General features: G+C 61.9%; 15 protein-coding genes. 9 read left to right on the top strand and 6 right to left on the bottom strand.

The features are described 5' to 3' along the window. Nucleotides 1–37: 37 nt before the first annotated feature. Complete coding sequence (locus tag ACYP2A_RS16490; protein ID WP_459746607.1) at nt 38–298, bottom strand: hypothetical protein; 261 nt, start codon at nt 296–298, stop codon at nt 38–40. 275 nt (nt 299–573) lie between these two features. On the opposite strand from ACYP2A_RS16490, the gene ACYP2A_RS16485 reads away from it, so the two are divergent. After that, entirely contained in the window at nt 574–1,413 is an 840-nt protein-coding gene (locus ACYP2A_RS16485) for a 23S rRNA (adenine(2030)-N(6))-methyltransferase RlmJ (protein WP_459746606.1), read from the top strand. 134 nt (nt 1,414–1,547) lie between these two features. On the opposite strand, the gene msrA is transcribed toward ACYP2A_RS16485, so the two are convergent. The 4 genes from msrA to aceE all read right to left on the bottom strand — a co-directional run bounded on the left by msrA (nt 1,548) and on the right by aceE (nt 9,758). Further along, entirely contained in the window at nt 1,548–2,195 is a 648-nt protein-coding gene (msrA, locus tag ACYP2A_RS16480; protein ID WP_459746605.1) for a peptide-methionine (S)-S-oxide reductase MsrA, read from the bottom strand. A 112-nt stretch (nt 2,196–2,307) separates the two neighbouring features. After that, nucleotides 2,308–4,995: a putative bifunctional diguanylate cyclase/phosphodiesterase gene (locus ACYP2A_RS16475; protein WP_459746603.1), complete on the bottom strand. Its 2,688-nt coding sequence runs from the start codon at nt 4,993–4,995 to the stop codon at nt 2,308–2,310. Between the two features lie 349 nt (nt 4,996–5,344). Further along, nucleotides 5,345–6,994, bottom strand: a complete 1,650-nt coding sequence (aceF, locus tag ACYP2A_RS16470) for a dihydrolipoyllysine-residue acetyltransferase (protein WP_459746601.1) — start codon at nt 6,992–6,994, stop codon at nt 5,345–5,347. 118 nt (nt 6,995–7,112) lie between these two features. Further along, complete coding sequence (gene aceE, locus ACYP2A_RS16465) at nt 7,113–9,758, bottom strand: pyruvate dehydrogenase (acetyl-transferring), homodimeric type (protein ID WP_459746599.1); 2,646 nt, start codon at nt 9,756–9,758, stop codon at nt 7,113–7,115. A gap of 381 nt (nt 9,759–10,139) precedes the next feature. On the opposite strand from aceE, the gene glnE reads away from it, so the two are divergent. The 8 genes from glnE (at nt 10,140) to ACYP2A_RS16425 (ending at nt 20,197) form a co-directional block, all read left to right on the top strand. After that, entirely contained in the window at nt 10,140–13,094 is a 2,955-nt protein-coding gene (gene glnE / locus ACYP2A_RS16460) for a bifunctional [glutamate--ammonia ligase]-adenylyl-L-tyrosine phosphorylase/[glutamate--ammonia-ligase] adenylyltransferase (RefSeq protein ID WP_459746598.1), read from the top strand. Nucleotides 13,095–13,231: 137 nt separating this feature from the next. Continuing rightward, the gene (gene waaF / locus ACYP2A_RS16455) at nt 13,232–14,266 is read left to right on the top strand and encodes a lipopolysaccharide heptosyltransferase II (RefSeq protein WP_459746597.1); all 1,035 of its coding nucleotides are present in this window, start codon (nt 13,232–13,234) and stop codon (nt 14,264–14,266) included. Between the two features lie 2 nt (nt 14,267–14,268). Further along, on the top strand, nt 14,269–15,333 hold the full coding sequence (gene waaC / locus ACYP2A_RS16450; RefSeq protein ID WP_459746596.1) for a lipopolysaccharide heptosyltransferase I: 1,065 nt from the start codon (nt 14,269–14,271) through the stop codon (nt 15,331–15,333). Beyond that, complete coding sequence (locus ACYP2A_RS16445) at nt 15,333–16,457, top strand: glycosyltransferase family 4 protein (RefSeq protein ID WP_459746595.1); 1,125 nt, start codon at nt 15,333–15,335, stop codon at nt 16,455–16,457. The genes waaC and ACYP2A_RS16445 overlap by 1 nt, the downstream gene beginning before the upstream one ends. Further along, nucleotides 16,454–17,260, top strand: coding sequence for a lipopolysaccharide core heptose(I) kinase RfaP (rfaP, locus tag ACYP2A_RS16440; RefSeq protein ID WP_459746593.1), 807 nt, complete (start codon nt 16,454–16,456; stop codon nt 17,258–17,260). The genes ACYP2A_RS16445 and rfaP overlap by 4 nt, the downstream gene beginning before the upstream one ends. After that, entirely contained in the window at nt 17,260–17,994 is a 735-nt protein-coding gene (locus ACYP2A_RS16435; RefSeq protein WP_459746591.1) for a lipopolysaccharide kinase InaA family protein, read from the top strand. Before rfaP ends, ACYP2A_RS16435 begins: the two co-directional genes overlap by 1 nt. Next, nucleotides 17,991–18,749 carry a lipopolysaccharide kinase InaA family protein gene (locus ACYP2A_RS16430; RefSeq protein ID WP_459746589.1) on the top strand — a complete coding sequence of 253 codons (759 nt, stop codon included), beginning with the start codon at nt 17,991–17,993 and terminating at the stop codon, nt 18,747–18,749. The genes ACYP2A_RS16435 and ACYP2A_RS16430 overlap by 4 nt, the downstream gene beginning before the upstream one ends. Beyond that, nucleotides 18,749–20,197: a lipopolysaccharide kinase InaA family protein gene (locus ACYP2A_RS16425; RefSeq protein ID WP_459746588.1), complete on the top strand. Its 1,449-nt coding sequence runs from the start codon at nt 18,749–18,751 to the stop codon at nt 20,195–20,197. Before ACYP2A_RS16430 ends, ACYP2A_RS16425 begins: the two co-directional genes overlap by 1 nt. Here ACYP2A_RS16425 and ACYP2A_RS16420 read toward each other — a convergent pair. Further along, complete coding sequence (locus ACYP2A_RS16420) at nt 20,194–26,226, bottom strand: membrane-targeted effector domain-containing toxin (RefSeq protein ID WP_459746586.1); 6,033 nt, start codon at nt 26,224–26,226, stop codon at nt 20,194–20,196. The genes ACYP2A_RS16425 and ACYP2A_RS16420 overlap by 4 nt on opposite strands. Between the last annotated feature and the right edge of the window lie 155 nt (nt 26,227–26,381).

Genomic DNA, 26,381 nt, shown 5'->3' with positions numbered 1-26,381 from the left:
GTCTGCAATTGCCCCCGTTTACGGGGGCGATTGCGTTTCAGGCGTGGCTTTGCTTATAAGCCGCCAGTGCCGGCAACAGTTGCTGGTCGATTGCCTGGCGCACGGCCGGCAGAATGGTCGCGTTACTGCCCAGCACACTGACCACCAGGCCCTTCAATGCCGTGGCGCGCTCCTCGTTAAGGCCGCGCACCGCATGCGAGCAAGCTTCTTCGGGGGTGGCGCCCGAAGGTGTCGAGAAGCCCAGCGCCCGGAGTTTGCCAATCAGGTCGTCCTGGTCAATCAGGTCTGCGTGCATCATGACGGTGTTCCTTCAAGGGGATTGGTCAGTCGATTCTGTAAGCGCTTTCCGGCCCCCGCAATAGCCACTGTCGCGGATGGCAGGATTACCTAAGAACAGGTCGTTTTCGGCTAACCGCTGCGTGTGACGCGCGGGCAGACTGGCCCTGCAAAATGTGCAGCCATGGTTTGGTCACCTTCGGTCGCGCGGATGTTTCAGGCCCGGTTTTGTGACGGCTTTACCGGGCCTTTTTACGGCCACATTTTGTTAAACTGCGCAGCCCTGCAGGAGCTGCCATGAATTACCGTCACGCCTTCCATGCCGGCAACCACGCCGACGTCCTGAAACACATCGTTCTGACTCGCCTGCTCGCCTTGATGTCGCGCAAGGAGCAGCCGTTCGCCTACCTCGATACCCATGCCGGCATTGGTCTGTACGACCTGCGCGGCGATGAAGCCTCGCGCACCGGTGAGTGGATCGACGGTATCGGTCGCCTGTGGGACGCCACCGACCTGCCAGCTGCGGCTGAGGGTTACATGGAGGTACTGCGCCACATGAACCGCAAGACCGGCGAGCTGCGCTATTACCCGGGCTCGCCGGAACTGGCCCGACGCCTGAGCCGTGAACAGGACCGTGTGTTGCTCAACGAGAAGCACCCTGAAGACGGCCAGTTGCTCAAGGACAACATGAAATATGACCGCCGCGTGGCGGTGCATCTGGGCGAGGGCTGGCATGTGCCGCGTGCGTTGCTGCCGGTGGCCGAAAAACGTGCGGTGATGCTGATCGATCCGCCGTTCGAGCAGCTCGATGAACTCAAGCGCTGCAGCGTGGCGCTCAAGGACACCATCGGCCGCATGCGCCAGACCGTGGCGACCATCTGGTACCCGATCAAGGACCCGCGGCTGCTCAAGAGCTTCTATCAGGACCTGGCCGAAACCGGTGCTCCCAAGCTGCTGCGCGTCGAACTGTATGTGCACCCACTGGACACCCCGGCGAGCCTCAACGGCTCGGGCCTGGCGATTGCCAACCCGCCATGGGGGCTGGAAGAGGAATTGCGTGAGTTGCTGCCGTATCTGGCCGAGAAGCTCGGCCAGACCAAGGGCGACTGGAAGATGGACTGGCTGATCGCCGAGTAGAACCGACCAAGCGGCGATCCGTAGGACCGGCTTTAGCCGGGAAGCAAGCGACACCATTTCGCGTCGTGCCATTCGCGGCTAAAGCGGATCGCCGCCCGGCCGCTCCTACGAGGTAATGCGATTTCGTCCCGCAGTCACGCCGGCAGGCAAACACCTGTTCCGCCCAGCCCGCAATAGCCCTGCGGGTTCTTGGCCAGGTATTGCTGGTGGTAGGCCTCGGCAAAGTACACCGTCGGCGCCTGTTCGATTTCAGTGGTGATTTTGCCCAGGCCGGCCTTGTCCAGTTCGGCCTGGAAGGCTTTCTGGCTGGCCAGTGCCGCTTCGAGCTGTTCGGGTTTGGTGGCGTAGATCACTGAACGGTACTGGGTGCCGATGTCGTTGCCCTGGCGCATGCCCTGAGTCGGGTTATGGACTTCCCAGAACACTTTAAGCAACTGCTCATAGCTGATCTTTGCCGGCTCATAGACCACCAGCACCACCTCGGTGTGGCCGGTCAGGCCCGAGCAGACTTCTTCGTAGGTCGGGTTGGGTGTCAGGCCGCCGGCATAGCCGACCACGGTGCTGACCACGCCTTCCTGCTGCCAGAAGCGGCGCTCGGCACCCCAGAAGCAGCCCAGGCCGAAGATGGCGAATTCGACGTCTTCGAAGAACGGGCCCAGCAACGGCGTGTCATTGACGAAATGCTTTTCTGGCAGTTGCATCGGTGTTTCGCGACCCGGCAAGGCCTGGTCGGCGGTGGGCAGTACGTTCTTGTTCACTAGAATTTCCGAGCGCAGGGTCATGGACCAATCCTCTGGATAAAGGCGCACCTTTTATAAAGCCAGGGTGCTGTCATGAAACGGCCCAACAGTGTGCCCCAGACGATTGAGGCAGGGAAGACCCGCTCAGGGCTGCTCAGACGTGGGGCTTGCGCGGGTATCGATTGAGCTGTTCGATCAGATCCTTGCCGCTGATAGGCTTGTCGAACAGATAGCCTTGGCCTACATCGCAACGGTGGCGGCGCAGAAATGCCAGTTGCTCGGCGGTTTCGATGCCCTCGGCCACGACTTTGAGCTTGAGGTTGTGGGCCATGGCGATCACTGCCGAGGTGATTTCCATATCGCCTTCATCGTTCGGAATATCGCGGATGAAGCTGCGGTCGATCTTGATCACATCGATGGGGAATTTCTTCAGGTAGCTCAGCGACGAATAGCCGGTGCCGAAGTCGTCCATCGCCAGCGACAAGCCCAGGCGCTTGAGCGACTCCAGTTGCAGGCGCGTGTCTTCGGTGGCTTCCAGCAGCAGGCCTTCGGTCAGTTCCAGCTCCATCAGTGCCGGGTCCAGCGCTTCTTCCTTGAGAATCGCGGCGATGGCCGGCACCAGTTCGGGGTCCGAAAACTGTTTGGGGGATACGTTGATCGCCACTTGCAGATGACCAAAGCCTGCGTCAGTCAGGGCCTTGCTCATCTGGCATGACTGGCGCACCACCCATTTGCCAATCGGGATGATCAGGCCGGTTTCTTCGGCGACACTGATGAACTGGTCCGGGCGGATCATGCCTTTTTCCGGGTGGTTCCAGCGCAGCAGTGCTTCCAGGCCATTCAGGCGGCCGGTCAGCAGGCACAGTTTGGGCTGGTAGAAGACCTCCAGCTCATTCTGGGCCAGCGCACGGCGCAGGTTGTTTTCGACGAACAGCTTGTAGCTGGCTTCGGCGTTCAGTGCCTCGGTGAACACCTGAACCTGATGCTTGCCGTTGGCTTTAGCCTTGTGCAGGGCAAGGCCCGCGTTACGCATCAGGGTTTGCGGGTCGCGGCCGTGCAGCGGCGCGCAGGCCAGACCCACCGAGGCGGTCACGCTGATCAACTGGTTGTCGACGAACATCGGCTTGTCGAGGGTCGTCAGGACCTGGCTGGCAATGCTTTGCCCGGCTTCGGGACCGGTCTGGTCGAGCAACACGGCAAATTCATTACTGGCAAAGCGCGCCAGGATATCGGCCGGGCTCAGGGTGTTGCGCAGGCGCCGGGCCAGGCTGATCAACAGTTTGTCGCCAGTCTGGTGGCCGAGGCTGTCGTTGATGCGCTTGAAGTTGTCGATGTCGACCAGCAGCAGGCTCATGGGCGTGTCGCTGTCACGGGCAAAGCGCTCATCCAGGTTGCGGATGAACGCCGGGCGATTGCCCAGGCTGGTCAGGTTGTCGGTGTAGGCCAGGCGTTCGATACGTTGCTGGGCCAGCTTGTTCTGGGTGATGTCTTCGTAAATGCCGATGTAGTGGGTCAACTCGCGGTGATCGCCATACACCTTGGAAATCGACAGTTGGCCCCAGTACGGCTCCAGGTTTTTGCGCCGGCTCTTGAATTCGCCCTGCCAGCTATTGCTGTTGGCCAGGCTGGACTGCGCATCGAACAGGTTGCTGAGATTTTCCAGGGCCGGCAGTTCCGCCAGTTTGTGGCCGTGGACTTCGTCGGCGCTGTATTGGGTGATGGCGGTGAAGCTGGGGTTGACGTATTCGACCACGCCGTCGCAGTTGACCAGCAGAAAGGCATTGGCGCTCTGCTCGACCGCACGCTGGAACAGGTGCAAGGCACTGGTTGCGGCGCGTCGGTTGTGGTTGTTGATCACTTGCGCGAACTGGTCGGCGAGTTCGCCGGCGAAGGCGATTTCGTCTGGCAGCCAGTGACGTGGGGCTTCACGTTGTTCAAGGCACAAGACCCCGACCAGTTGACCATCGATGCGGATGCTGGCGTCGAGCAGGGCGTAAATATCGCGCGCTTGCAGACTGGGAGCCAGTTCACGGGTGCGCGGGTCTTGCCGGACGTCGCTGGCATCGATCGCGCGGCTGTCCTGCAAGGCGCTGAGGTAGTCTGGCGAGTCGATCAGGTCCAGCGATGCAGGCTGCTGATAGTCGCCGCTGTGGCGCACGTACTCGGTGAGCGGTTGCAGCACATGGCCCTCCAGGTTCCAGATGCTGGCGGACTCGACGTCGAAGATTTCGCAGGCACTGCGGGTAATCAGTTGCGCCGCTTCCAGCAGCGAGCCTGCGGTAAAGCGGTGCCGGGTCAGGCGCAGGATCAGTTCTTGCTGGGCGCGGGCGCGCTCCAGATGCGCGAGCTGATCGCGCTGGGTGCGCTGGTTGAACTCAAGGGTTGCTTGCAGTCGCGAGTGGCGAATCTGCAGGTCGGTCTCGTCGTCTGGCTCGCCATTGGCGTTCGGCCAGTCCAGCACGGTGAAATAGCCGCGCAGCAATTGACGGTTGTGCTGCTTGAACGCTTCGCCGGTTTCCAGCAGGCCCAGTGGCCCGTGGCTGGTGTGCAGGGTATAGCGAATCAGGTAATGCGAAGCCTTGCTCAGTTGCAGCTGGATATCGTCGTGCAGCCTATAGCGTGCTTCGGGTTCCATCAGGCTGGCGTAAGGCGAGCTGATCAGCGAGCACAGTTCGGTTGGCGGCAGGCCAAAGGCCTTTTCGCAGTTCGGATCGAGATACAGCAGCGCCCAACTGGCTTCGTTAAGCCGCTCGAAACGCAGCATGCCCAGGCGCGAAGGCACAGGCAATTGCGTCACTACCTCGGCTACCGTTCTGCCGGCAGCATCGGTCTGGCTTTTCATGAACAAACTCGCTTCCCGAATACTGATCGCGCGGGCACACCGCCCGGACTATTTTCGCGTGTGGCAAGGTTGCATGATGCAGCACGGCCTTACAAGAGACGGCACTGGCTTAATGCCACAAATGTAGCGGTCGAACGCATCCGTTCTTCACTGTGTTGGGACAAGACATGTCGAACGGGGTTTCATGTGCCATCACGGTATCTACTGTGTAGCGCATCGCTACGTTGCAGTGTGTGACACAACACAAATCCTGAGCAAAAAAAGCCCCGCCTGGGCGGGGTTGAGGTTCGAGCGCGGGCGCTCGCAATCGGTCGGCCGGCCCGCCTGTTGGCGAACCGGCACGTGTTGCTTACAGCAGGATGGTGCGGATATCGGCCAGCAGGTCGCTCAGACGCTTGGTGAAGCGTGCAGCGGCAGCGCCGTTGATGACGCGGTGGTCGTAGGACAACGACAGCGGCAGCATCAGGCGTGGCTGGAAGGCCTTGCCGTCCCAGACCGGCTGGATAGTGGCCTTGGAAACACCGAGGATGGCCACTTCCGGTGCGTTGACGATCGGCGTGAAGCCGGTACCGCCAATGTGCCCCAGGCTTGAGATGGTGAAGCAGGCGCCTTGCATGTCGTTGGCGGTCAGCTTCTTGTTACGGGCCTTCTCAGCCAGTGCAGCGGCTTCGGCTGCCAGTTGCAGCAGGTTCTTTTTGTCGACGTCGCGGATGACCGGGACCAGCAGGCCTTCCGGGGTGTCCACGGCAAAGCCGATGTGCACGTACTTCTTGCGGATCACAGCCTTGCCGCTCGGCGCCAGGGAGGCGTTGAACTCTGGCAGTTCCTTGAGCAGGTGTGCGATCGACTTGAGCAGCAGTGGCAGCACGGTCAGCTTGACGCCGGCTTTTTCGGCCACGGCTTTCTGCGCGACGCGGAAAGCTTCCAGGTCGGTGATGTCGGCCTGGTCGAATTGCGTGACGTGCGGAATGTTCAGCCAGCTGCGGTGCAGGCCAGTGGCGCCCAGTTGCATCAGGCGGGTCATCGGCACTTCTTCGATTTCGCCGAAACGGCTGAAATCGACTTCCGGAATCGGCTGGATACCCGCGCCGCCGGTTGCGCCGCCTGCGGCCGGTGCTTCCTTGGCCTTGAGCAGTTGCGCCTTGACGTAAACCTGCACGTCTTCTTTAAGCACGCGGCCGTGCGGGCCGGTGGCGGCTACTGCGCTCAGCTCGACGCCGAACTCGCGGGCCAGTTGACGTACCGCAGGACCTGCATGGACCTTGGCGCCGTCTTTGGCAGGGGCGGCCGGTGCCGGTGCAGCTTCGGCCTTGGCAGCCGGTGCCGCCGGGGCAGGAGCTGCTTCAGCCTTGGCCGGTGCGGCAACCGGTGCGCTGGCAGCCGGTGCAGGAGCGGCAGCAGGCGCAGCGCCGGCAATTTTCAGGCGCAGGATCAGGTCGCCGGTACCGACTTCCTGTTCCAGCTTGACTTCGACACTCTCGACCACGCCGGCAGCAGGCGATGGAATTTCCATGCTGGCCTTGTCGGATTCGAGGGTGATCAGCGACTGGTCGGCTTCGATGCTGTCGCCTGGCTTGACCAGCAGTTCGATGATCTTGGCCTTGCCCGACGAACCGATGTCCGGCACGTGGATGTCCTGGACGCTGGCAGCCGCCGGAGCGGCTTGTGCTGCAGGCGCGGCGGCTTCTGCCGGTTTTTCGGCGGCAGCGGCCGGTGCGGCAGCAGCAGGAGCAGCGGCAGGCTCGGCAGCCGGGGCTGCAGCATCGCCTTCGCTTTCCAGCTCAAACAGTTCGTCGCCTTCTTTCAGGCGATCGCCCAGCTTGACCTTCAGCGCCTTGATCACGCCACCCTTGGGTGCCGGGATTTCCATGCTCGCCTTGTCCGACTCAAGCGTCAGAACGCTCTGGTCGGCTTCGATGCGGTCACCGACCTTGACGAACAGCTCAATGACTTCGCCTTCACCGTTGCCGATGTCGGGTACACGAATTAACTCACTCACAATGTGTCTCCTTCGCAGAACCTGTTCTTTGTCGCAGGCACCGGGCCATTGCAACGAAACAGCCTCGCAGGCTGTTTCGTGCAGCAGGCCCGTACCATGGGCGATTCAGAGCAGGGTCTTAGCAGTCCAGTGGGTTGCGTTTTTCCGGGTCGATACCAAACCGGGCAATGGCTTCAGCCACGACTTTAGGTTCGATGTCGCCACGGTCGGCCAGGGCTTCCAGAGCGGCCAGCACCACGAAGTTGCGGTCGACTTCGAAGAAGTGACGCAGCTTCTTGCGGCTGTCGCTACGGCCGAAGCCGTCGGTGCCCAGCACCTTGTATTCCTTGGACGGGACCCACTGACGGATCTGGTCGGCGAACAGCTTCATGTAGTCGGTCGATGCGATCACAGGACCTTTACGGCCGCTCAGGCATTGCTCGACATACGTCTGCTGAGGCTTCTGGCCCGGGTGCAGACGGTTGGAACGCTCGACAGCCAGGCCGTCGCGACGCAGTTCGTTGAAGCTGGTAACGCTCCAGACGTCGGCGCCGACGTTGAACTCTTCACGCAGAATCTTCGCCGCTTCACGGACTTCACGCAGGATGGTGCCCGAACCCAGCAGTTGCACGTGGTGCGCGGCTGCCTTGGTGTCTTCTTCGAGCAGGTACATGCCCTTGATGATGCCTTCCTCGGCACCGGCCGGAATGGCAGGCTGGGTGTAGGCTTCGTTCATCACGGTGATGTAGTAGAAGATGTCCTGTTGTTCTTCGGTCATCTTCTTCATGCCGTCCTGAATGATCACCGCCAGCTCGTAGCCGTAGGTTGGATCATAGGTGCGGCAGTTCGGCACGGTGGCGGCCAGGATGTGGCTGTGACCGTCTTCGTGCTGCAGGCCTTCGCCGTTCAGCGTGGTACGGCCGGCGGTGCCGCCGATCAGGAAGCCACGGGTGCGGCTGTCGCCGGCAGCCCAGGCCAGGTCGCCGATACGCTGGAAGCCGAACATCGAATAGAAGATGTAGAACGGCAGCATTGGCTGGTTGTGGCTGCTGTACGAAGTACCGGCGGCAATGAAGGACGACATGGCGCCGGCTTCGTTGATGCCCTCTTCGAGAATCTGGCCTTTCTTGTCTTCGCGGTAGAACATCACCTGGTCTTTATCGACTGGCTCGTAGAGCTGGCCGACCGAGGAGTAGATGCCCAACTGACGGAACATGCCTTCCATACCGAAGGTACGGGCTTCGTCCGGGATGATCGGGACGATGCGCTGGCCGATTTCCTTGTCCTTGACCAGTTGCGCCAGGATGCGCACGAAGGCCATGGTGGTGGAAATTTCACGGTCGCCGGAACCGTCCAGAATCGCTTTCAGCGTTTCCAGTGGTGGCGTCGGGATGCTGAAGCTCTTGGCGCGACGCTGTGGCACGAAACCGCCCAGCGCAGTGCGGCGCTCGGCCAGGTAACGGGCTTCGGCGCTGCCTTCTTCCGGACGGTAGAACGGCAGGCTTTCCAGATCGGCGTCTTTGATCGGCACGTCGAAACGGTCACGGAAGTGACGCAGGCTGTCGACGTCGACCTTCTTGGTGTTGTGCGCGGTGTTCTTGGCTTCGCCGGCACCGGTGCCATAACCCTTGATGGTCTTGGCCAGGATGACGGTCGGCTGGTCTTTGTGGTTGACCGCCTGATGGTAGGCCGCGTAGACCTTGTACGGGTCGTGGCCACCACGGTTGAGTTTCCAGATCTCGTCGTCGGACAGGTCTTCGACCATGGCCTTGAGTTCAGGCGTATTGAAGAAGTGCTCGCGAACGAACGCACCGTCTTTGGCCTTGTAGTTCTGGTACTCGCCGTCGATGACTTCGTCCATGCGGCGTTGCAGGGCACCGTTGGTGTCCTTGGCCAGCAGCGGGTCCCAGAAACGGCCCCAGACCACCTTGTTGACGTTCCAGCCACCGCCACGGAACACGCCTTCGAGTTCCTGGATGATCTTGGCGTTACCGCGAACCGGGCCGTCGAGGCGCTGCAGGTTGCAGTTGATGACGAAGATCAGGTTGTCCAGCTTCTCGCGGCCGGCCAGGGCGATAGCGCCCAGCGATTCTGGCTCGTCGGTCTCGCCGTCGCCCAGGAAGCACCAGACTTTCTGCTTGTTTGCAGGGATATAACCGCGGCTTTCCATGTACTTCATGAAACGTGCCTGGTAGATCGCCTGGATCGGACCCAGACCCATCGAAACGGTCGGGAACTGCCAGAAATCAGGCATCAGCCATGGGTGCGGATAAGACGACAGGCCATTGCCATCCACTTCCTGACGGAAGTTGTTCATCTTGTCTTCGCTGATCCGGCCTTCCAGGAACGCACGGGCATAGATGCCTGGCGAGGCATGGCCCTGGTAGTAGATCAGGTCGCCGCCGTGTTCTTCGGTAGGCGCCTGGAAGAAATAGTTGAAGCCGATGTCATACAGCGTCGCACTGGAGGCGAAGCTGGAGATGTGGCCACCCAGATCCGGGTCGTTCAGGTTGGTCTTGACGACCATCGCCAGCGCGTTCCAGCGAACCAGCGAACGGATGCGGCGTTCCATGAACAGGTCGCCAGGCATGCGTGCTTCGTGGGTCACAGGGATGGTGTTGCGGTACGGCGTGGTGATGGCGTAGGGCAGTTGCGAGCCACTTCGTGTGGCCAGTTCGCCCATACGGGTCATCAGGTAATGGGCACGGTCTTCGCCTTCTTTGTCGATAACCGATTCCAGGGCGTCCAGCCACTCCTGGGTTTCGACGGGATCAAGGTCTTGCATGGCTTGCTCCAGAGCGGAAAGGCTTCCAGAATCGGACGCCTGAGTTCGCGACTGGCCTTGTGGGCAGTCGACATAAATTCTTGGATGGCCGGCGGTTGTGCCGGCGGCGTGTAGTTTTACTACAAATCGCCAACCATTTCAGCCTCTCGAATGATTCACCCAGTAGTAAAACTACAGAGAAATGGCCAAAACGCCACTCTGATGTTGTGAAGTAAAACGTTACTGTCGCGCCTAAACGAACACGCGAGGGTAAAAATTGCTATTTTCTGCCAATAAACATGGTTTATCAGCAATTTATTACTTTTGTTCGACAGCCGGTGTTGTCACTGCGATCTTACATTCATGGCACATAGCCCGTTGATTGCCGAACAAGGATAGACCATGAGCCTCCCTTTGCTGGCCGCCATTCCGGCCATCCTGCTGCCTGGCGTTACCCGTGCGCAACAGACCTTTCGTACCGCCCTTACCGGTGTATCAGCCGACGAGCAGGCGCGTTTCGATGCCTGGCCGCCCGAGCGGCAAGCCGCCTTCGAGCGCGTCTGTGCGGCCAGCGATTTTGTCACCGAACAGGTGGGCCGCGACCCGCAGATGCTGCTGGCGCTGGCCGATGCCGGTGAACTGGAACGCAGCCTGGGTGCCGGGCAATTGCGCGAACAACTGGCCGAAGCGGTGTTGTGTGCCACCACCGAAGACGAACTGGGGCGTAATCTACGTCGCCAGCGCACGCGTCAGCAAGTGCGCATTATCTGGCGTGACCTGACCCGCCAGGCCGACCTGATCGAGACCTGCCGCGACCTGTCGGACATGGCCGATGCCAGCATCGACCTGGCCTATGAATGGCTGTACAGCCGCCATTGCCAACAGTTCGGCACCCCGACCGGGCGCCGCAGCGGGCAGGCGCAGCACATGGTCATTCTGGGCATGGGCAAGCTGGGCGCGGTCGAGCTGAACCTGTCATCCGACATTGACCTGATCTTCGCCTACCCCGAAGGCGGCGAGACCGTGGGCGTCAAGCGTCCGCTGGATAATCAGGAGTTCTTCATTCGTTTGGGCCAGCGGCTGATCAAGGCGCTGGATCCTGTGACCGTCGACGGTTTTGTGTTCCGGGTCGACATGCGCCTGCGCCCGTACGGTTCGTCCGGCGCGCTGGTGCTGAGTTTCAATGCGCTGGAGCAGTACTACCAGGACCAGGGTCGCGACTGGGAACGTTATGCGATGATCAAGGCCCGCGTGGTCGGCGGCGATCAGGCTGCCGGTGCGCAATTGCAAGAGATGCTGCGCCCCTTCGTGTACCGGCGGTACCTGGACTTTTCAGCCATCGAAGCGCTGCGCACCATGAAGCAGCTGATTCAGCAGGAAGTGCGGCGCAAGGGCATGGCCGAGAATATAAAGCTGGGCGCCGGCGGCATTCGTGAAGTCGAGTTCATTGCCCAGGCCTTTCAGTTGATTCACGGCGGCCGCGACCTGAGCCTGCAACAGCGTTCGCTGTTCAAGGTGCTCAGGACCCTCGAAGGCCAGGGCTACCTGCCGGCAGCGGTGACCGACGAACTGCGCGAAGGCTATGAGTTCTTGCGTTACACCGAACACGCGATTCAGGCCATCGCCGACCGCCAGACGCAGATGCTGCCCGACAACGAGCTGGACCAGGCGCGCATTGCCTTTATGCTCGGCTTTGCCGACTGGGCCAGCTTTCATGAGCGACTGATGCACTGGCGTGGCCGGGTGTCGTGGCACTTCCGCCAGGTGATCGCCGACCCCGATTCCGATCCTGACGACGAGCAGCTCGACAGTGAAGTGGTGGTGGGCGGTGAATGGCTGCCTTTATGGCAAGAGTCCCAGGACGAAGAGGCCGCCTGTCGCCAGTTGCAGGAGGGCGGCTATCTGGATGCGCCCAAGGCGCTCAAGCACTTGCACAACTTGCGTTCCAGCCCGCAATTGCGCTCGATGCAGCGTTTGAGTCGCGAGCGGCTGGATGCCTTTATTCCGCGCTTGTTGGCGCAGGCGGTCGAACACGACAATCCCGATCTGGTGCTGGAACGGGTATTGCCGTTGGTCGAGGCCGTTGCCCGGCGTTCGGCGTATCTGGTGCTGCTGACCGAAAACCCCGATGCGCTGCGCCGTTTGTTGACCTTGTGTGCGGCCAGCCCGTGGATTGCCGAACAGATCGCGCGCTTCCCGCTGCTGCTCGATGAACTGCTCAACGAGGGCCGGCTGTTCAACCCGCCCCAGGCACCGGAACTGACGGCCGAGTTGCACGAGCGGCTGGTGCGTATTCCCGAAGATGACCTGGAACAGCAAATGGAGGCTTTGCGGCACTTCAAGCTGGCCCACGGCCTGCGCGTGGCCGCGTCGGAAATCAACGGCAGCCTGCCGCTGATGAAAGTCAGCGATTACCTGACCTGGCTGGCCGAAGCGATCTTGCAGCAAGTGCTGGCTCTGGCCTGGCGCCATACTGTGGCGCGCCACGGCACACCGCTGCGTCCGGACGGCACGCCGTGCGATCCGGCGTTTGTCATCGTCGGCTATGGCAAGGTCGGCGGCATCGAACTGGGCCATGGCTCGGACCTCGACCTGGTGTTTATCCACGATGGCGACCCGCAAGCCGAAACCGACGGCCCCAAGCCGATCGACGGCGCGCAGTTCTTCACCCGGCTGGGGCAGCGGATCATTCACCTGATCACCGCGCAGACCAACTCCGGCCAGCTTTATGAAGTCGACATGCGCCTGCGCCCCTCCGGTGCCTCGGGGTTGCTGGTCAGTTCGGTGGGCGCATTTTCCCGTTATCAGGAAAACGAAGCCTGGACCTGGGAGCATCAGGCGCTGGTGCGTGCGCGGGTGCTGGTTGGCAGCGCCGATGTCGGCGCGGCCTTCGAGCACGTGCGGGCCTCGATTCTGGGCCGCGAACGTGACCTGACTACCCTGCGTGCCGAGGTCAGCGAGATGCGTGCGAAGATGCGCGACAACCTCGGCAGCAAGGCCAGCGCCGCCGGGCGGGCGGCCAATGCCTTCGAGGCGAACATGCCGTTCGACCTCAAGCAGGATGCCGGTGGTATCGTCGATATCGAATTTATGGTGCAATACGCGGCCCTGGCGTGGTCGCGAGAACATCCGCAACTGCTGCGTCATACCGACAACATCCGCATCCTTGAAGGCCTTGAAGAGGCCCGATTGCTGCCCGGCGCCGATGCCGGCCTGCTGCGCGAAGCCTACAAGGCCTACCGCTCGGCGGCCCACCGCCAGGCATTGCAGAAACAGGCAGGTGTTGTCAGTGGCGACCAGTTCCACGATCAGCGCCGCGAAGTGATGCGGATCTGGGCAGCGCTGGGGTTGAGTTGATTGTTGGGCCGCTCGTGAGAACGCTGATCGGTCAATGACGGCTGAGCGAATTGCATATTTATAGACAGGGAGGCGGCAGGTTGTGTGTTCGTATCACGCAGCTTGCCCGGCCTCCCTGATCGTTTGTGGATTTGGCGATGAACATTTTGATCGTTGGACCTAGCTGGGTCGGTGACATGGTTATGGCGCAAACGCTGTTCCAGTGCCTGAAACAGCGCCATCCTGAATGCGCCATCGACGTGCTGGCCCCCGAGTGGAGCCGGCCGATCCTTGAGCGCATGCCCGAAGTGCGCACCGCGCTGAGCTTTCCGCTGGGTCATGGCGCCCTGGAACTGGCGACCCGGCGACGCATCGGCAAGTCGCTGGCCGGCCAGTACGACCAGGCGATTTTGCTGCCCAACTCGCTCAAGTCGGCGTTGGTGCCGTTCTTTGCCGGTATTCCCACGCGCACCGGCTGGCGTGGCGAATTTCGCTATGGCCTGCTCAACGATGTGCGACGCCTCGACAAGCAGCGCTACCCGCTGATGATCGAGCGCTTCATGGCGCTGGCCTACGACAAGGGCGCCGAGCTGCCAACGCCGTATCCACGTCCGAGCCTGCGTATCGACCCTGCAACCCGTACGGCGGCGCTGGCGCGTTTTGGCCTGGCCCTGGAGCAACCGGTGCTGGCCCTGTGTCCGGGGGCCGAGTTCGGTGAGGCCAAGCGCTGGCCCAGCGAGCATTACGCCAAGGTCGCCGATGCACTGATCCGCCAGGGCTGGCAGGTCTGGCTGTTCGGCTCGAAAAAGGATCATCCGGTCGGCGAGAGCATTCGCCAGGAACTGATCCCCGGCCTGCGAGAAGAAGTCACTAATTTGTGCGGCGAAACCTCGCTGGCCGAGGCCATCGACCTGTTGTCGTGCGCGCAATCGGTGGTGTCCAACGACTCAGGCCTGATGCACGTGGCCGCCGCGCTGAACCGGCCGCTGGTCGCGGTGTACGGCTCGACCTCGCCGGGCTTTACCCCGCCATTGGCCGATGAAGTCGAAATCGTCCGCCTGGGCCTTGAATGCAGCCCGTGTTTTGACCGCACTTGCCGGTTCGGTCACTACAACTGCCTGCGCCTGCTTGAACCCGATGCGGTGATCGAGGCGCTGACCCGCCTGGTCGGTACGCCGATAGAGGTGACCTGACCTTGCGGGTTCTGTTGATCAAGACCTCGTCGCTGGGCGATGTTATCCACACCTTGCCGGCCCTCACCGACGCGGCCCGAGCCGTGCCGGGCATTCGTTTCGACTGGGTGGTCGAAGAAGGCTTTGCCGAGATCCCGACCTGGCACCCGGCGGTCGACAGGGTGATTCCGGTGGCGATTCGGCGCTGGCGCAAGCACCTCTGGCAGACCTTCAAGAACGGCGAATGGCAGGGCTTCAAAAAACGCCTGCGCGAAACCTCCTATGACGTGGTGATCGACGCCCAGGGCCTGTTCAAGAGTGCCTGGCTGACCCGCTATGTCAGCGCCCCGGTGGCCGGGCTGGACAGCGATTCGGCCCGTGAACCTGTCGCCAGCCGCTTTTATGACCGCCGTTACCCGGTGGCCCGTGGTCAGCACGCGGTCGAGCGCTTGCGGCAACTGTTTGCCCAGGCCCTGGGCTATGAACTGCCCAAAGGGCTGGGCGACTACGGGCTTAATCCATTGCAGGCACCGGATGCCGGTCTTGAGGCGCCTTATGTGCTGTTTTTGCACGGTACCACATGGGCCACCAAACACTGGCCTGAAATGTACTGGCGGCAACTGGCCGAGCTGATGGCCGCACGCGGCCTGAATGTACGCCTGCCGTGGGGCAACCCTGCTGAAAAGGCCCGCGCCGAGCGCATCGCCGAAGGGCTGGATAACGCGCAAGTGCTGCCAAAGCTCAATCTGGCCGGCGTCGCCCGCGTGCTGGCCGGTGCCGAGGCCTGTGTCGCGGTCGATACCGGTATTGGCCACCTGGCGGCTGCGCTGGATGTGCCGACCATTTCGCTGTTCGGCCCGACCAATGCCGGGCTGACCGGCGCTTATGGCCCGTCGCAAGTGCACATGGCCAGCGACTGGCCGGCCTGTGCACCGTGCCTGCAAAAGAAATGCACCTACAACCCGAGCCCCGACGACCAGTCGCGGTTTGATCTCAAGCGCGAGTGGCCGTTGTGCTTCACTCGTCTGAATCCCGAGCGAGTAGCGAGCCAGTTGGGCGCGCTGTTGCTGGCAAAGGAACCTGGCTGATGCAACTGGCTTTTGTCCTCTATAAATACTTCCCGTTTGGCGGCCTGCAACGCGACTTCATGCGCATTGCCCAAGAGTGCCAGGCGCGCGGTCATCAGATCCGCGTTTATACCCTGATCTGGGAAGGCGATGTGCCGCCCGGTTTCGAGGTGCTGGTGGCGCCGGTCAAGGCGCTGTTCAACCATCGGCGCAATGAAAAGCTTACGGCCTGGATGAACGCGGACCTGGCCAAGCGTCCGGTCGACCGCCTGATCGGCTTCAACAAGATGCCCGGCCTTGACGTTTACTACGCCGCCGACGGCTGCTTTGAAGACAAGGCGCAAAACCTGCGCCACTCGCTGTACCGCAAGTGGGGTCGCTACCGGCACTTTGCCGAGTACGAGCGTGCGGTTTTTGCGCCCGAGGCCAAGACCCAGGTGTTGATGATCTCTGAGGTGCAGCAGCCGCTGTTCATCAAGCACTACAACACCCCGCTGTCGCGCTTTCATCTATTGCCCCCGGGCATTTCCCAGGACCGCCGGGCGCCGGCCGACGCGCCGCAGATTCGTGCCGCCTTTCGCCAGGAGTTCGGCCTGACCGAGGACGATTTGCTGTTGGTGCAAATCGGTTCGGGCTTCAAGACCAAGGGCGTCGACCGCAGCCTCAAGGCGCTGGCCGCGCTGCCGGCCGCCCTTAAAAAACGCACCCGGCTATTTGTCATCGGCCAGGACGACCCCAAGGTCTTCCAGTTGCAGAGCAAGGCGCTGGGCCTGGGCGAGCAGGTGACCTTCATGAAGGGCCGCAGCGACATCCCGCGTTTTCTGCTGGGCGCCGATGCCTTGATTCACCCGGCGTACAACGAAAACACCGGCACCGTGCTGCTCGAAGCCGCCGTGGCCGGGCTGCCGGTGCTGGTCAGCGCGGTGTGCGGCTATGCCCATTACATCAGCGAGGCCGATTGCGGTCTGGTGGTCGATGAGCCGTTCGAACAGGCGCAGTTCAACCGTGCGCTGGTAAACATGCTCGACGATGACGCTGCACGGCAGCGCTGGGCGCGTAATGGCCTGGCCTTTGCCGACAGTGCAGATTTGTACAGCATGCCGCAGCACGCGGCCGATGTAATTGTGGCGGAGCATGATGAATGAAGCTGTTCCTCGCTGAACCCTTCAAGACCCTCTGGGCCGGGCGCGATGCCTTTGCCGAGGTCGAGCGTCTTGAGGGGCAGGTGTATCGCGAGCTGGAAGGCCGTCGCACCCTGCGTACCGAAGTCGACGGGCGCGGCTATTTCGTCAAGATTCACCGTGGCATCGGCTGGGGTGAAGTGGCCAAGAACCTGTTCAGCGCCAAGTTGCCGGTGCTCGGCGCCGGCCAGGAATGGAAAGCCATCGAGCGCCTGCACCAGGCCGGTGTGGCGACCATGACCGCCGTGGCCTACGGCGAGCGCGGCGGCAATCCGGCGGCCCAGCATTCGTTCATCATTACCGAAGAGCTGGCGCCGACCCTGAGCCTTGAAGACATCAGCCTCAACTGGCGTCAGGAACCGCCTGAGCCACGGCTCAAGCGTGCGCTGATTGCCGAGGTGGCGAGCATGGTCGGCGGCATGCACCGTGCGGGCGTCAACCACCGCGATTGCTATATCTGCCACTTTTTATTGCACACCGACAAGCCGGTCACGGCGGACGATTTCCGCCTGTCGGTGATCGATCTGCACCGGGCCCAGACCCGCCGCGCGATCACCCCGCGCTGGCGCAATAAGGATTTGGCGGCGCTGTATTTCTCGGCACTCGACATCGGCCTGACCCGGCGCGACAAGCTGCGTTTTCTCAAGGCCTATTTTCGCCAGCCGTTGCGGCAGATTCTCAAGCACGAAGCGACCTTGCTGCGCTGGCTGGAGAAAAAGGCCGACAAGCTTTACCAGCGCAAACTGCGCTACGGGGACGCTCTCTGATGGCGGGCTGGACACTGGCGCCCGAATACGCAGCGCTGGCAGACGACTTCGGCAGCCTGGACGCGGTGTTTGCCCTGCAAGGCGAGCGCCTGACCCGTGATCCGTTATCGGAGGTGATCCGCGTCGAGCGGGGCGGCGTGCAGTATTACGTCAAGCGCTACTCCGGCGCCGGCAAGGGCTTGCGCCGTTACCTGGGCCGGCCACGGGTCAAGTCCGAGTGGCAGAACCTCAAGCGCTTCGCCAAGTGGGGCATTCCCACCGCCGACGTGGTGGCCTGGGGGCTGGAGCGCAATGGCGCGGTGTATGAGCGCGGCGCGCTGATCACCCGCGGGCTGCCCGACACCGAAGACCTTCTGGCGCTGGCGCAACGCAACGATGCGCGCCTGAGCGATCCAGCCTGGGTCGACAGCATCAGTCGGCAACTGGCGCGCTACACGCGCATTCTGCATGACCATCACTTCACCCATAACGACTTGAAGTGGCGCAACCTGCTGGTCGACGATCAGGCCCGGCTGTACCTGATCGACTGCCCCAATGGTGCGTTCTGGTGGGGTTTTCTGCTGCGTTACCGGATCACCAAGGACCTGGCGTGCCTGGACAAGGTTGCCAAATACCAGCTGTCGGCCACCCAGCGTTTGCGCTTTTACCTGCAATACCGCGAGCGTTCGCACCTGAATACCGCCGACAAGAAGCGCATCCGTCACGTGGTCAGTTTTTTCGAGGGGCGCGAATGAGCGTGTTCATTGCAAGCGACGAACAGGCGCTGCTGGAGCGTCACGGCCTCAGCGATTTTCAGTCGCTGTGGGACCTGGCGCTCGATGCGGTGGACGAGCCCAACACCGGCCGTGGTGGCTGGAGCAGTGTGTTTCGCCTGGACCTTGAAGGCCAGGGCTTCTACCTCAAGCGCCAGAGCAACTACCTGACCCATACGCTGCACCACCCGTTTGGCGAGCCGTCGTTTTCGCGGGAATTTCGCAACATCAGCCGCTACCGGAAAATGGGCATTCCGGCGTTGCAGGCGGTGTTCTATGGTGAACGCAAGGTCAACGGCGAACGCCGGGCGATCCTCATGACCCGTGCGCTGGACGGCTGGACCGACCTAGACGCCCTGCTGCATCGCTGGAACGAGCTGCCTGACCCCGAGCGCCGGGCGATTTTGCGTGCCTGCGGACAACTGGCGCGCACGCTGCACGGCGCCAGGCAGATTCACGGCTGCTTCTACCCCAAGCACATCTTTGTGCAAGCCCGCGCAGACGTGTACAGCGCCCAGCTTATCGACCTGGAAAAGACCCGGCCGTCGTTGTTCGGCCAGCGTGACCTGACCAAAGACCTGGAGCCGCTGTTTCGCCGTGCGCCTGTGTGGAACGAGGCCGAACAGCGCGAGCTGCTGGGGGCTTACTTGCAGGCGCCCGGCGACAGCCCGGCGGTGGATGCCTGGCTGCTACGCCTGAACCGGCGTGGCAAACACAAGCAAAAAGAGAACCGTTGATGCGCCTTAGCGAACTGGAACATGCCGGCCGTAGCCCGGCCTTGCCGTTGAACCTGACGCTTGCCGATGCCGCAGGCCCCGCCGAGCTGCAACTGCTGAGCCTGCTGCGCGTACTGCCGGGCCAGCGTTATGTCGGTGCCGGCGTGTGGCGCGGCCGCACGGTGCTGGCCAAGCTGCTGGTCGGCAACAAGGCGGCGCGGCACTTTCAACGCGAGCGCGACGGTGTGCTGTTGCTGGCAGAGCTTGGCATCACCACGCCCTTGTTGCTGGCCGATGGCTTGCAAGATGGCGAGGGCGGCTGGCTGCTGTTCGAGTTTCTGGAACAGGCCCCAAGCCTGGGCGCGGCCTGGGAACAGGTGCAGCACCTGCCGGCGCTGGCCGACGAGCAACAGCAGGTGCTGGGCGAGGCGCTGGCGGCGATCGGCCAACTGCATTTGAAGGGCTTGTGGCAGGAAGACCTGCACCTGGACAACCTGCTGCGTCACGCAGGCAAACTGTACTGGATCGACGGCGCCGGCATTTGCGTCGAACAACCCGGCCAGCCGCTTTCGCGGCAAAAGGTGCTGGACAACTTAGGGGTGTTCTTCGCCCAGTTGCCCAAGCGTTTCGAGCCGTTTACCGAAGAGTTGCTGGTGCATTACCTGCTCAGCAATGGCGAGCATGGCCTGCCGGTCGAAGCCTTGCAAAAGCAGATCGACAAGGTGCGCCAGTGGCGCCTGAAGGACTTTTTGAGCAAGACCTGCCGCGAGTGCAGCCTGTTCAGTGTGGTGGATAACGCCTCAGGCTTTCAGGCCATTCGCCGCGACGAAGTCGAGGCGATGTTGCCGGTGCTCGACCGCGCCGATGAACTGCTTGAGGCCGGGCACCTGTACAAGACCGGCGGTGCGGCGAGTGTCGGTCGAGTCGACGTGCAGGGCCGGCCACTGGTGATCAAGCGCTATAACATCAAGAACTTCAGCCACTGGCTCAAACGCTTCTGGCGCCCGAGCCGCGCCTGGCATTCATGGCGTGAAGCCAATCGGCTGATGTTTCTCGAGATCGCCACGCCAAAACCACTGGCGGTGCGCGAACAGCGCTTTTTCGGCTTGCGCCACAAGGCGTGGCTGGTCACGGAGTTTCTGCCGGGGCCGGACATCATCGAGCGCTTTGCGCCGTATGTAACGACCGGCGAAGTGCCCGAAGCCGAGTTGCAGGCGCTGGAGCAGTTGTTCGCACAACTGATTCGCGAGCGCATCAGCCACGGTGATTTCAAGGGCCATAACCTGTTCTGGCATCAGGACCGCTGGGCGCTGATCGACCTGGATGCGATGCAGCAGCACACCTCACAGGCGGCGTTCGCCGCAGCCTTTGCCCGTGACCGCGCGCGCTTCATGCGCAACTGGCCAGAAGGCAGCGCGCTGCACCAGTTGCTGGAGCAGCGCTTGCCGAATGTCGCGGGTACGGCTTAACCCACGCGCGTCAGGTTGATTTCCTCAAGGCCTGCCACCAGTGCATCCATGTCGTCGTAAGGCGTCAGGTGCACGGTGGCCCAGGTTGAGCGGTCCAGGTACAGCTTGCCTTCGGCATTGACCTGCACCGGGGTGCGATGAATCTGTGCGTCACGTGAACGGTGGACGATGGTGTGCTGGTTGCCTTCGCCTTGCTCGACCAGGAATTTTCCGGGCCGGTTGAGACGTTCCTCGATCGACAGTGGCAACGGCGGGCGAATGGTGGCAGGGGATCTGACTACCTCGATATCTACCCGATAATCGCCTTTGATCTGCACGGTCTCCTCACCCAGGTCGAACCTGACGAATTCGCCCGGGTCGCTGACCACGCTTGTCGAATGCCCAGGCGGTACATCGACCACCCGCAGGCCGATGCCGCCTTGCAACTCGGCCAGGCCCGGGACAATTTTCTGGTAGGTATTGGAGTGGCTGTTGCCGACCAGCGCGATCCACTTGTGCGCGCCAATCACTTCCTGGTGCCTGTCGATGGTCCGCGAGGCAAAGTAGCTCATCATTTGCTGGCGCGTGGTGGGCGTCGGTAAATCGATGGATTTGAGGTAATAGCTGGCCGAGCAGTCAATGGCGCGAACTTCCAGGCCGGATTGACGTGAGGTAAGCACCAGGCGCTCGAAGGTGTAGATTCCGCTGGGGTCGGTGTGGTGTCCGCGATCCAGCTTTTTCAGGTCATGCAGCAGCCTCTTGCTCATTTCTCCGGTTTCGAAGAAACGATCCAGATCCGCCTGATGCAGGTCGGTGAACAGGTGTTCCATGTACAGCGTCTTGACGTTTTGCTGCGACAACAGCGGCAGGTTGTCGATAATCAGCTTCTTGCTGGCGATTGAGGAGTGCACCTCGCCAATCACCACGGCATCGCTGTGCTGATACAGCGTTTCAAGCAAGTCGGGCAGGCTGATTTGTGGCGCGATGGCCGGCAGCGTGGGGCGAGCCGGCAACTCGGCAGTGATGATCGTACGGGCATCGGCTTGCAGCGTGCTGCGCAAGTCAAAAAAGTCTTTGCGTACCTTGGCCAGGGTCGGGTCCATGAACGCATATTGGTGGTCGAGGCCTTTATGTTCGAAGTTCGCCAGTTGATGCAAAGTGCTGCGTTGTGCCACCGGCATGTCGTAGGTCGCATCGGCCAGTGACTGCCCGATAGCGGTCAAGGGTTTGTCGGGTGTCCAGTGTCCGGGTTCTATCTGCTGCCAGCCATCGGTGTCGCTCCAGCGAAATCCGTAATCGCCACCCCAGCGCTCTGCGATGTCGTTGCCCGGTTTTTTGCTGCCCAATTCCTTGAACAGGGCCAGGTCCAGCGGCGTGCTGGGTGGTACCGGCTCGGCAATGATCTGCGGGTTGGCAAACTCCAGGGTGAAATCGAACCGGCCGGCCGCGCCTTGCGACGCCGGGGTAATCCGTATGGGCTGCCCGCCGGCAACGTCCTTGATCTGCACGCTGGGCACGCCTTGCAGCTCGGCAAGGCCCGGTAGCTGATCGTGAGTGCCGGCCAGTTTCTCGTCGAGCAAGGCGATCCAGCGTCTTGACGAGTCGCTGGCGACATCGCTGCTGATCAGCGTGTGGCCGAAGAAGTTGCTCATTTTCTGGCTGGCAAGCGTGTCGCCTGCCGCAGCACCGACCGGGTGATCGGCAAACGGATAACTGATCGAGGAATTGAAAGGGCGTACCTCGATGCCGCTGCGGTGCGCCGCCTTGATCAGGTGGTAATAGTCATATTCGGTGGTGTGGTTATCCAGTGCCTTGTCATTGAGTTGCTCAAGATGGTGCTTGATTTCATGGGAGCCACTGCGGCTTTTCTTGCCCACCTTGCGGTAGCGGGCCAGCTTGTGCAAATGCTTGTCGAGCAGCACATGTTCGATGTACAGGATCTCGACCTGCTGTTCGGCCCACAAGGGCATGTTGAGAATCAGCAGGCGTTTGCTGGCAACCGACCGGGGCGCTTCACTCAGCACCATACCGTTGCTGTGGGTAAAGACAGTTTCGACCAGGGTATTGAGGGTTACAGGCGAAGGGAGTGCGGGCAGCGCAGGTCGTGGCGGCAAAGGCGGATTGAGAAAAAACGCATGGGCGTCCTGGTAAAGCTTTTCGCGCCGCGCGGAAAATGTATCGCGCATGTTTTTGTACAGTGCTTCGAAATAATCCTCGAGGCCCAGTTCGGTGGGGTCAAAACGCTCTTTGCTGAGGATGATGTCCAGGTGTGGCTGCATGGACGCAGGCAACTGGTACTGGCTCAGTTGTGCGAGATCGGCGTTGCTGGCGCCCGCCTGTTCTGGCAACGGTCTGTAATTCTCTGGGCTGTTCAGGCCTCCGCCGCGCAACTGCTGGCGGTCGAGCAGTTGCCAGGTGCCCTGCTCATCGAGACGAACGGGCTGCTTGCCGAAAAAACTGAACGGGTTGTGCGGGTCGATGATTTGCCAGCATTTGATCTGCGCGTCGTAGTGCACCTGCCAGGTCTTGCCGGAGAATTCGATGTAATGCTTGCCGTTGACCGCGCAGACGCCTTTGCCGTGTGCCAGGTCCATGCGCGGCACATCCTGTAATGAAAGCTCGACGGGGCGGCCATTGCGTACGCCGGCGACGTTGGGTGCCGAGGCATCGAGCGGTGTCCCCAGTGGCTGCCAGGTGCCGCCGGCTGCCGGGCTGGCGAAGTGGCCGGTGGAGCGCAGCTCGGGCGATGAGGCGTTGACGGTACGTACCACCGGAAAATGCCCGTTGATGTCAGCCTTGCCAAGTAGAAACGGCTCGTCGTGCACGGTCACGGGAAACAGGTCTTCATAACGTGGCAAGGATGGCTGGCGCTGCAACGGTGGCAACGCCGAGGGCGTGCGAGGCGCCTGACCGGACTGGCGCAACAACCCGCCAAAGCCCTTGAGCCCCGCCTGCAGATCGCCCGCTGCCCCCAGGCCATTGAGCATGGCGGTCAGCAACCAGGCGCTGGCAGCTTCGGTGTCGCCGTCGCGCAAGGCCTGAAACGCACGCACGGTGTCATGCAGGTACAACAAGGCCCCGACCGCAAAACTGGCGGGTGGAAAGGGCAGGGTCACCACGGTGGCGATCACCTCGACGCTGGTCCAGATCAGCCTGGCGAGCATGTCGTTGCGACCGGTGGTGGTGTCTTCCACTTCGCGCAGCGTGCGCATGATGCGCCGATTGAAACAGGTGTCGGCAAAGTCGGCGATGGGGTCTTTCGGCAGGAACGGCGGTTTGTTGGCATTGCCTTGTTGCATGTCGCGCAGAAAGAACGACAGGGTTTTGCCAGCCTGGCTGCGGCAGCGATCCTTGTAGTAGTCGATCATGCCGGGGGTGCCGAGCGACTCGGTGAAATTGCTGAACAGACGCCACTCAAGGCCATCCGGCGCCTGCGGGGTGTACAGCAGCGCCGCCTGGCGCACGGTGGTCGGCAGCACGGCAATGCAGCCTTGTACGGTTTCGATATTGATCAGTTGAGTGGTGGGGATGACCAGTTGATCGATGCCGCCCACCTGTGAGCCGATAAAGGGTTTGTCCACGTGAATCTGCAAAGGGTAGAGCGGGTATTTTTCACGCGTATGCGCATCGTTGAGGTGGGTATGGTCGAGCGAGTCGCGCAGCCACTGATACTGCGTGGCATCGATGTGACCCTTGAGCAGGCTGCGCAAGGCCGCAGCCTGCATCTGCAGCCGGGTGATCAGCACGCTGCTATTGCGTCGGTATTGATAGCCGTCCGACAGGGCATTGAGCAGGGTGCCTTTGGTGAGGGCGATGTAATCGTCGGCCAGCCATCTACCGCGTATCGAGGCGGCGACGCTCATGGGCGACAACGGGCTCAGGTCGATACCTTCAGGGCCACTGAAGGTCGCCTGGGTGGCGACACCTGCGTTGATGAAGTCGATGCTGTCGTCGTAGCCCTTGAGCAGCATGTCGGTGTAGCTGACGCTTTCGCGTTCAGTGGTAATGATGATCCGGTCCGGGTCTGCGCGGCCCGTCGGTAAGCCCAGCAATTGGCCGATTTTCTGGCTGGCGCGGGCATGCACATAGTCCTTGAACGGTTGCAGGCGGGTGTGCGCCTTGGCCTCGTAGTTTTTCAGGGCGGCGCTGGCGCGGTCTTCCAGGGCCAGCAGCTCCTGACGCTGGGCGAGGCTGGCGTTGCGGTACCAGTCGGGCGTATGGCGGGCCTGTTCGGACAACGCCACGCGCACATGCTCTTCGGCGAGGGTGCGCAGGCCGCTGTCGTAGTCGGCAAGGCTGACCAGTTGCATGAAGTCCGGGGTCGGCTGTGGCTTGAGTTTCAGGTCGGCCAGACGTTGCGCCAGACCTGCACGGGCATCGACCTGCAACTGGCTGAGCAGGTACTGGGTCAGCGCGTCCGAGGTCGACCAGCCGACCAGCTCTTGCAGCAATTGCTTTTCAGTGTGGAACGCCCTGAATGGCTGCGTGTGAGGTGCATCGGTGGCGACCATGACCAGCCGCTCTGGTTGACCGGAGGCGGTTTCCTGGCGAAACACCAGCAGTTTGCTCAATACCTGGCCGCCCAGCCTGACGTGCTGGACGCTCAGGCCGCTGGCATTTGTGCCGGGTTTCAGTTGGGTCATGGCCTGCACGATGGCGAAGTCTTCAGGCTGGATATGCCCCTGCATCTGTGCTGCAAACGCCAGGGCGGCGATTTGCCGGCGGGTCAGCAGGCGCATCAGTTGCTGGTTATCGTCCTTGTGGTAATGCGTGTGCTGAAACGCCTTGAAGGCCAGGCGCAGATCGAGCTCTTCGACCAACTGTCCCAGATAGGCCGGGGTCAGCGATGAGTGGGCGGCTGAAAGGGCCGTGCCGGCAACGGTCAGCGTAGTGTGTTCGAGAAATTCCGAGCCCGCTGTGCGGTCGCCCGGGTGCAGGCCGTATAGGGCCAGGTCCACCAACGAGCGGGTCACGGTGAACGTTTCGCCGGTCACGGCCAGTGTGCGCCGGGTGCTGACGGTGATGGTCGCCGGATCAGGCACATCACCCAGGTCGTTGCTCAGGCGGGTACGCAGGTGCGCCAGGGCAAACTGCTCTGGCGAGGCGGCGGCGCCCAGCACGCTGAGCAGGGCGGTGCGGGCCTGGTCGTAATGCTGCAACGACTGGCCATAGCGGCTCAGGTCTTCTGCGCTGGCGCTTTTGATCCAGCCCGGCAGGCTTTGCCGGTAGCGACTTTCAAGGTACGCCAGTTCGCGCAGCTCCAGCATCGCAGCCGGGCCGAACAAACCTTGCATGGCGATGGCGCGATTGATTGATGCGGCCCGGTTGTCGACGTCGGGCAGAGTACAGGCGTGTCGCATATCCTCGCGCTGTTTATGGCACAGGCGGGCGATAGCGTGGGCATAAGGCGCGTCGCTGATCGGGCGCAACAGCAGGTGCGCGGCCGTGAATGGCTCAAGGTACAGGTCCGGGTCCTGATCGATGCGGGTCAGTAGTTGCTGATGGCTTTTTTCGACACAGTTGAGCAGGACGTCGCGCAATTGCGGGTCATTCAGCCAGCGCGCCAGGCTGGCCGTCATTTCGCTGCGGCTGGCAAAGCCGGTGGCACCGAGGCCGGGCAGTACCAGCAAGGTATGCCCCTGTTCATGGCTCATCACCAGTGCGCCGGCCACTTCGATCTGTTGCCCTGCCTGAAGCTGTATGTGCAGGGCAAAGTGCTGCGTGGCCATGGCGGGTTGATCGGCAGCACCCGGCAGGCACTGGGCATACCTGGGCTCAATGTTGCGCTCATGAATCTTGAGGCTCAGCTCATCGTGCAGCGCCTGCTGCAGGCCGTTCAGAAATACAACGCTACGGTCTTCCCAGTAATCGTCGAGGCGTTGCAGCAGGCTGGCCGTTTCGACGGCATCGGGTTGCGCATCGTCGACGGCGGGCAGGGCTCTCAACTCGACCATGATGCGAATATTCAGGTCGGCCAGGCTTTTCAGTGCGGCAACGGCCGCAGGCAAGGTGTCGGCAGGTCGCTGCGCGACAGCGGTGAAGGTTTGCATCGGTCAGTTTTTCCATTGAGCGCATCGGGCGCAGGAGGGGGATCGACGGCTGTGGGCCGACGGTGATGGGCTCAATCAATCAAAAGCAGGAGGTGGTGAGGGGCTAGATAGTTAGTGCACGTGCAGGGGCAGTAAATGCTGGGCGGCATAAACCG

The sequence above is a fragment of the Pseudomonas sp. 3A(2025) genome (assembly GCF_054589175.1).
Note: the sequence above shows the minus strand (reverse complement) of the source record. Positions and strands in the feature narration are given on the sequence as shown.

Coding starts and splice junctions, on each gene's coding strand:
- ACYP2A_RS16485 (WP_459746606.1), top strand. CDS start 574: ATGAATTACCGTCACGCCTTCCATGCCGGCAACCACGCCGACGTCCTG.
- glnE (WP_459746598.1), top strand. CDS start 10,140: ATGAGCCTCCCTTTGCTGGCCGCCATTCCGGCCATCCTGCTGCCTGGC.
- ACYP2A_RS16490 (WP_459746607.1), bottom strand. CDS start 298: ATGATGCACGCAGACCTGATTGACCAGGACGACCTGATTGGCAAACTC.
- ACYP2A_RS16475 (WP_459746603.1), bottom strand. CDS start 4,995: ATGAAAAGCCAGACCGATGCTGCCGGCAGAACGGTAGCCGAGGTAGTG.
- ACYP2A_RS16435 (WP_459746591.1), top strand. CDS start 17,260: ATGGCGGGCTGGACACTGGCGCCCGAATACGCAGCGCTGGCAGACGAC.
- waaF (WP_459746597.1), top strand. CDS start 13,232: ATGAACATTTTGATCGTTGGACCTAGCTGGGTCGGTGACATGGTTATG.
- rfaP (WP_459746593.1), top strand. CDS start 16,454: ATGAAGCTGTTCCTCGCTGAACCCTTCAAGACCCTCTGGGCCGGGCGC.
- aceE (WP_459746599.1), bottom strand. CDS start 9,758: ATGCAAGACCTTGATCCCGTCGAAACCCAGGAGTGGCTGGACGCCCTG.
- ACYP2A_RS16430 (WP_459746589.1), top strand. CDS start 17,991: ATGAGCGTGTTCATTGCAAGCGACGAACAGGCGCTGCTGGAGCGTCAC.
- ACYP2A_RS16425 (WP_459746588.1), top strand. CDS start 18,749: ATGCGCCTTAGCGAACTGGAACATGCCGGCCGTAGCCCGGCCTTGCCG.
- msrA (WP_459746605.1), bottom strand. CDS start 2,195: ATGACCCTGCGCTCGGAAATTCTAGTGAACAAGAACGTACTGCCCACC.
- ACYP2A_RS16445 (WP_459746595.1), top strand. CDS start 15,333: ATGCAACTGGCTTTTGTCCTCTATAAATACTTCCCGTTTGGCGGCCTG.
- ACYP2A_RS16420 (WP_459746586.1), bottom strand. CDS start 26,226: ATGCAAACCTTCACCGCTGTCGCGCAGCGACCTGCCGACACCTTGCCT.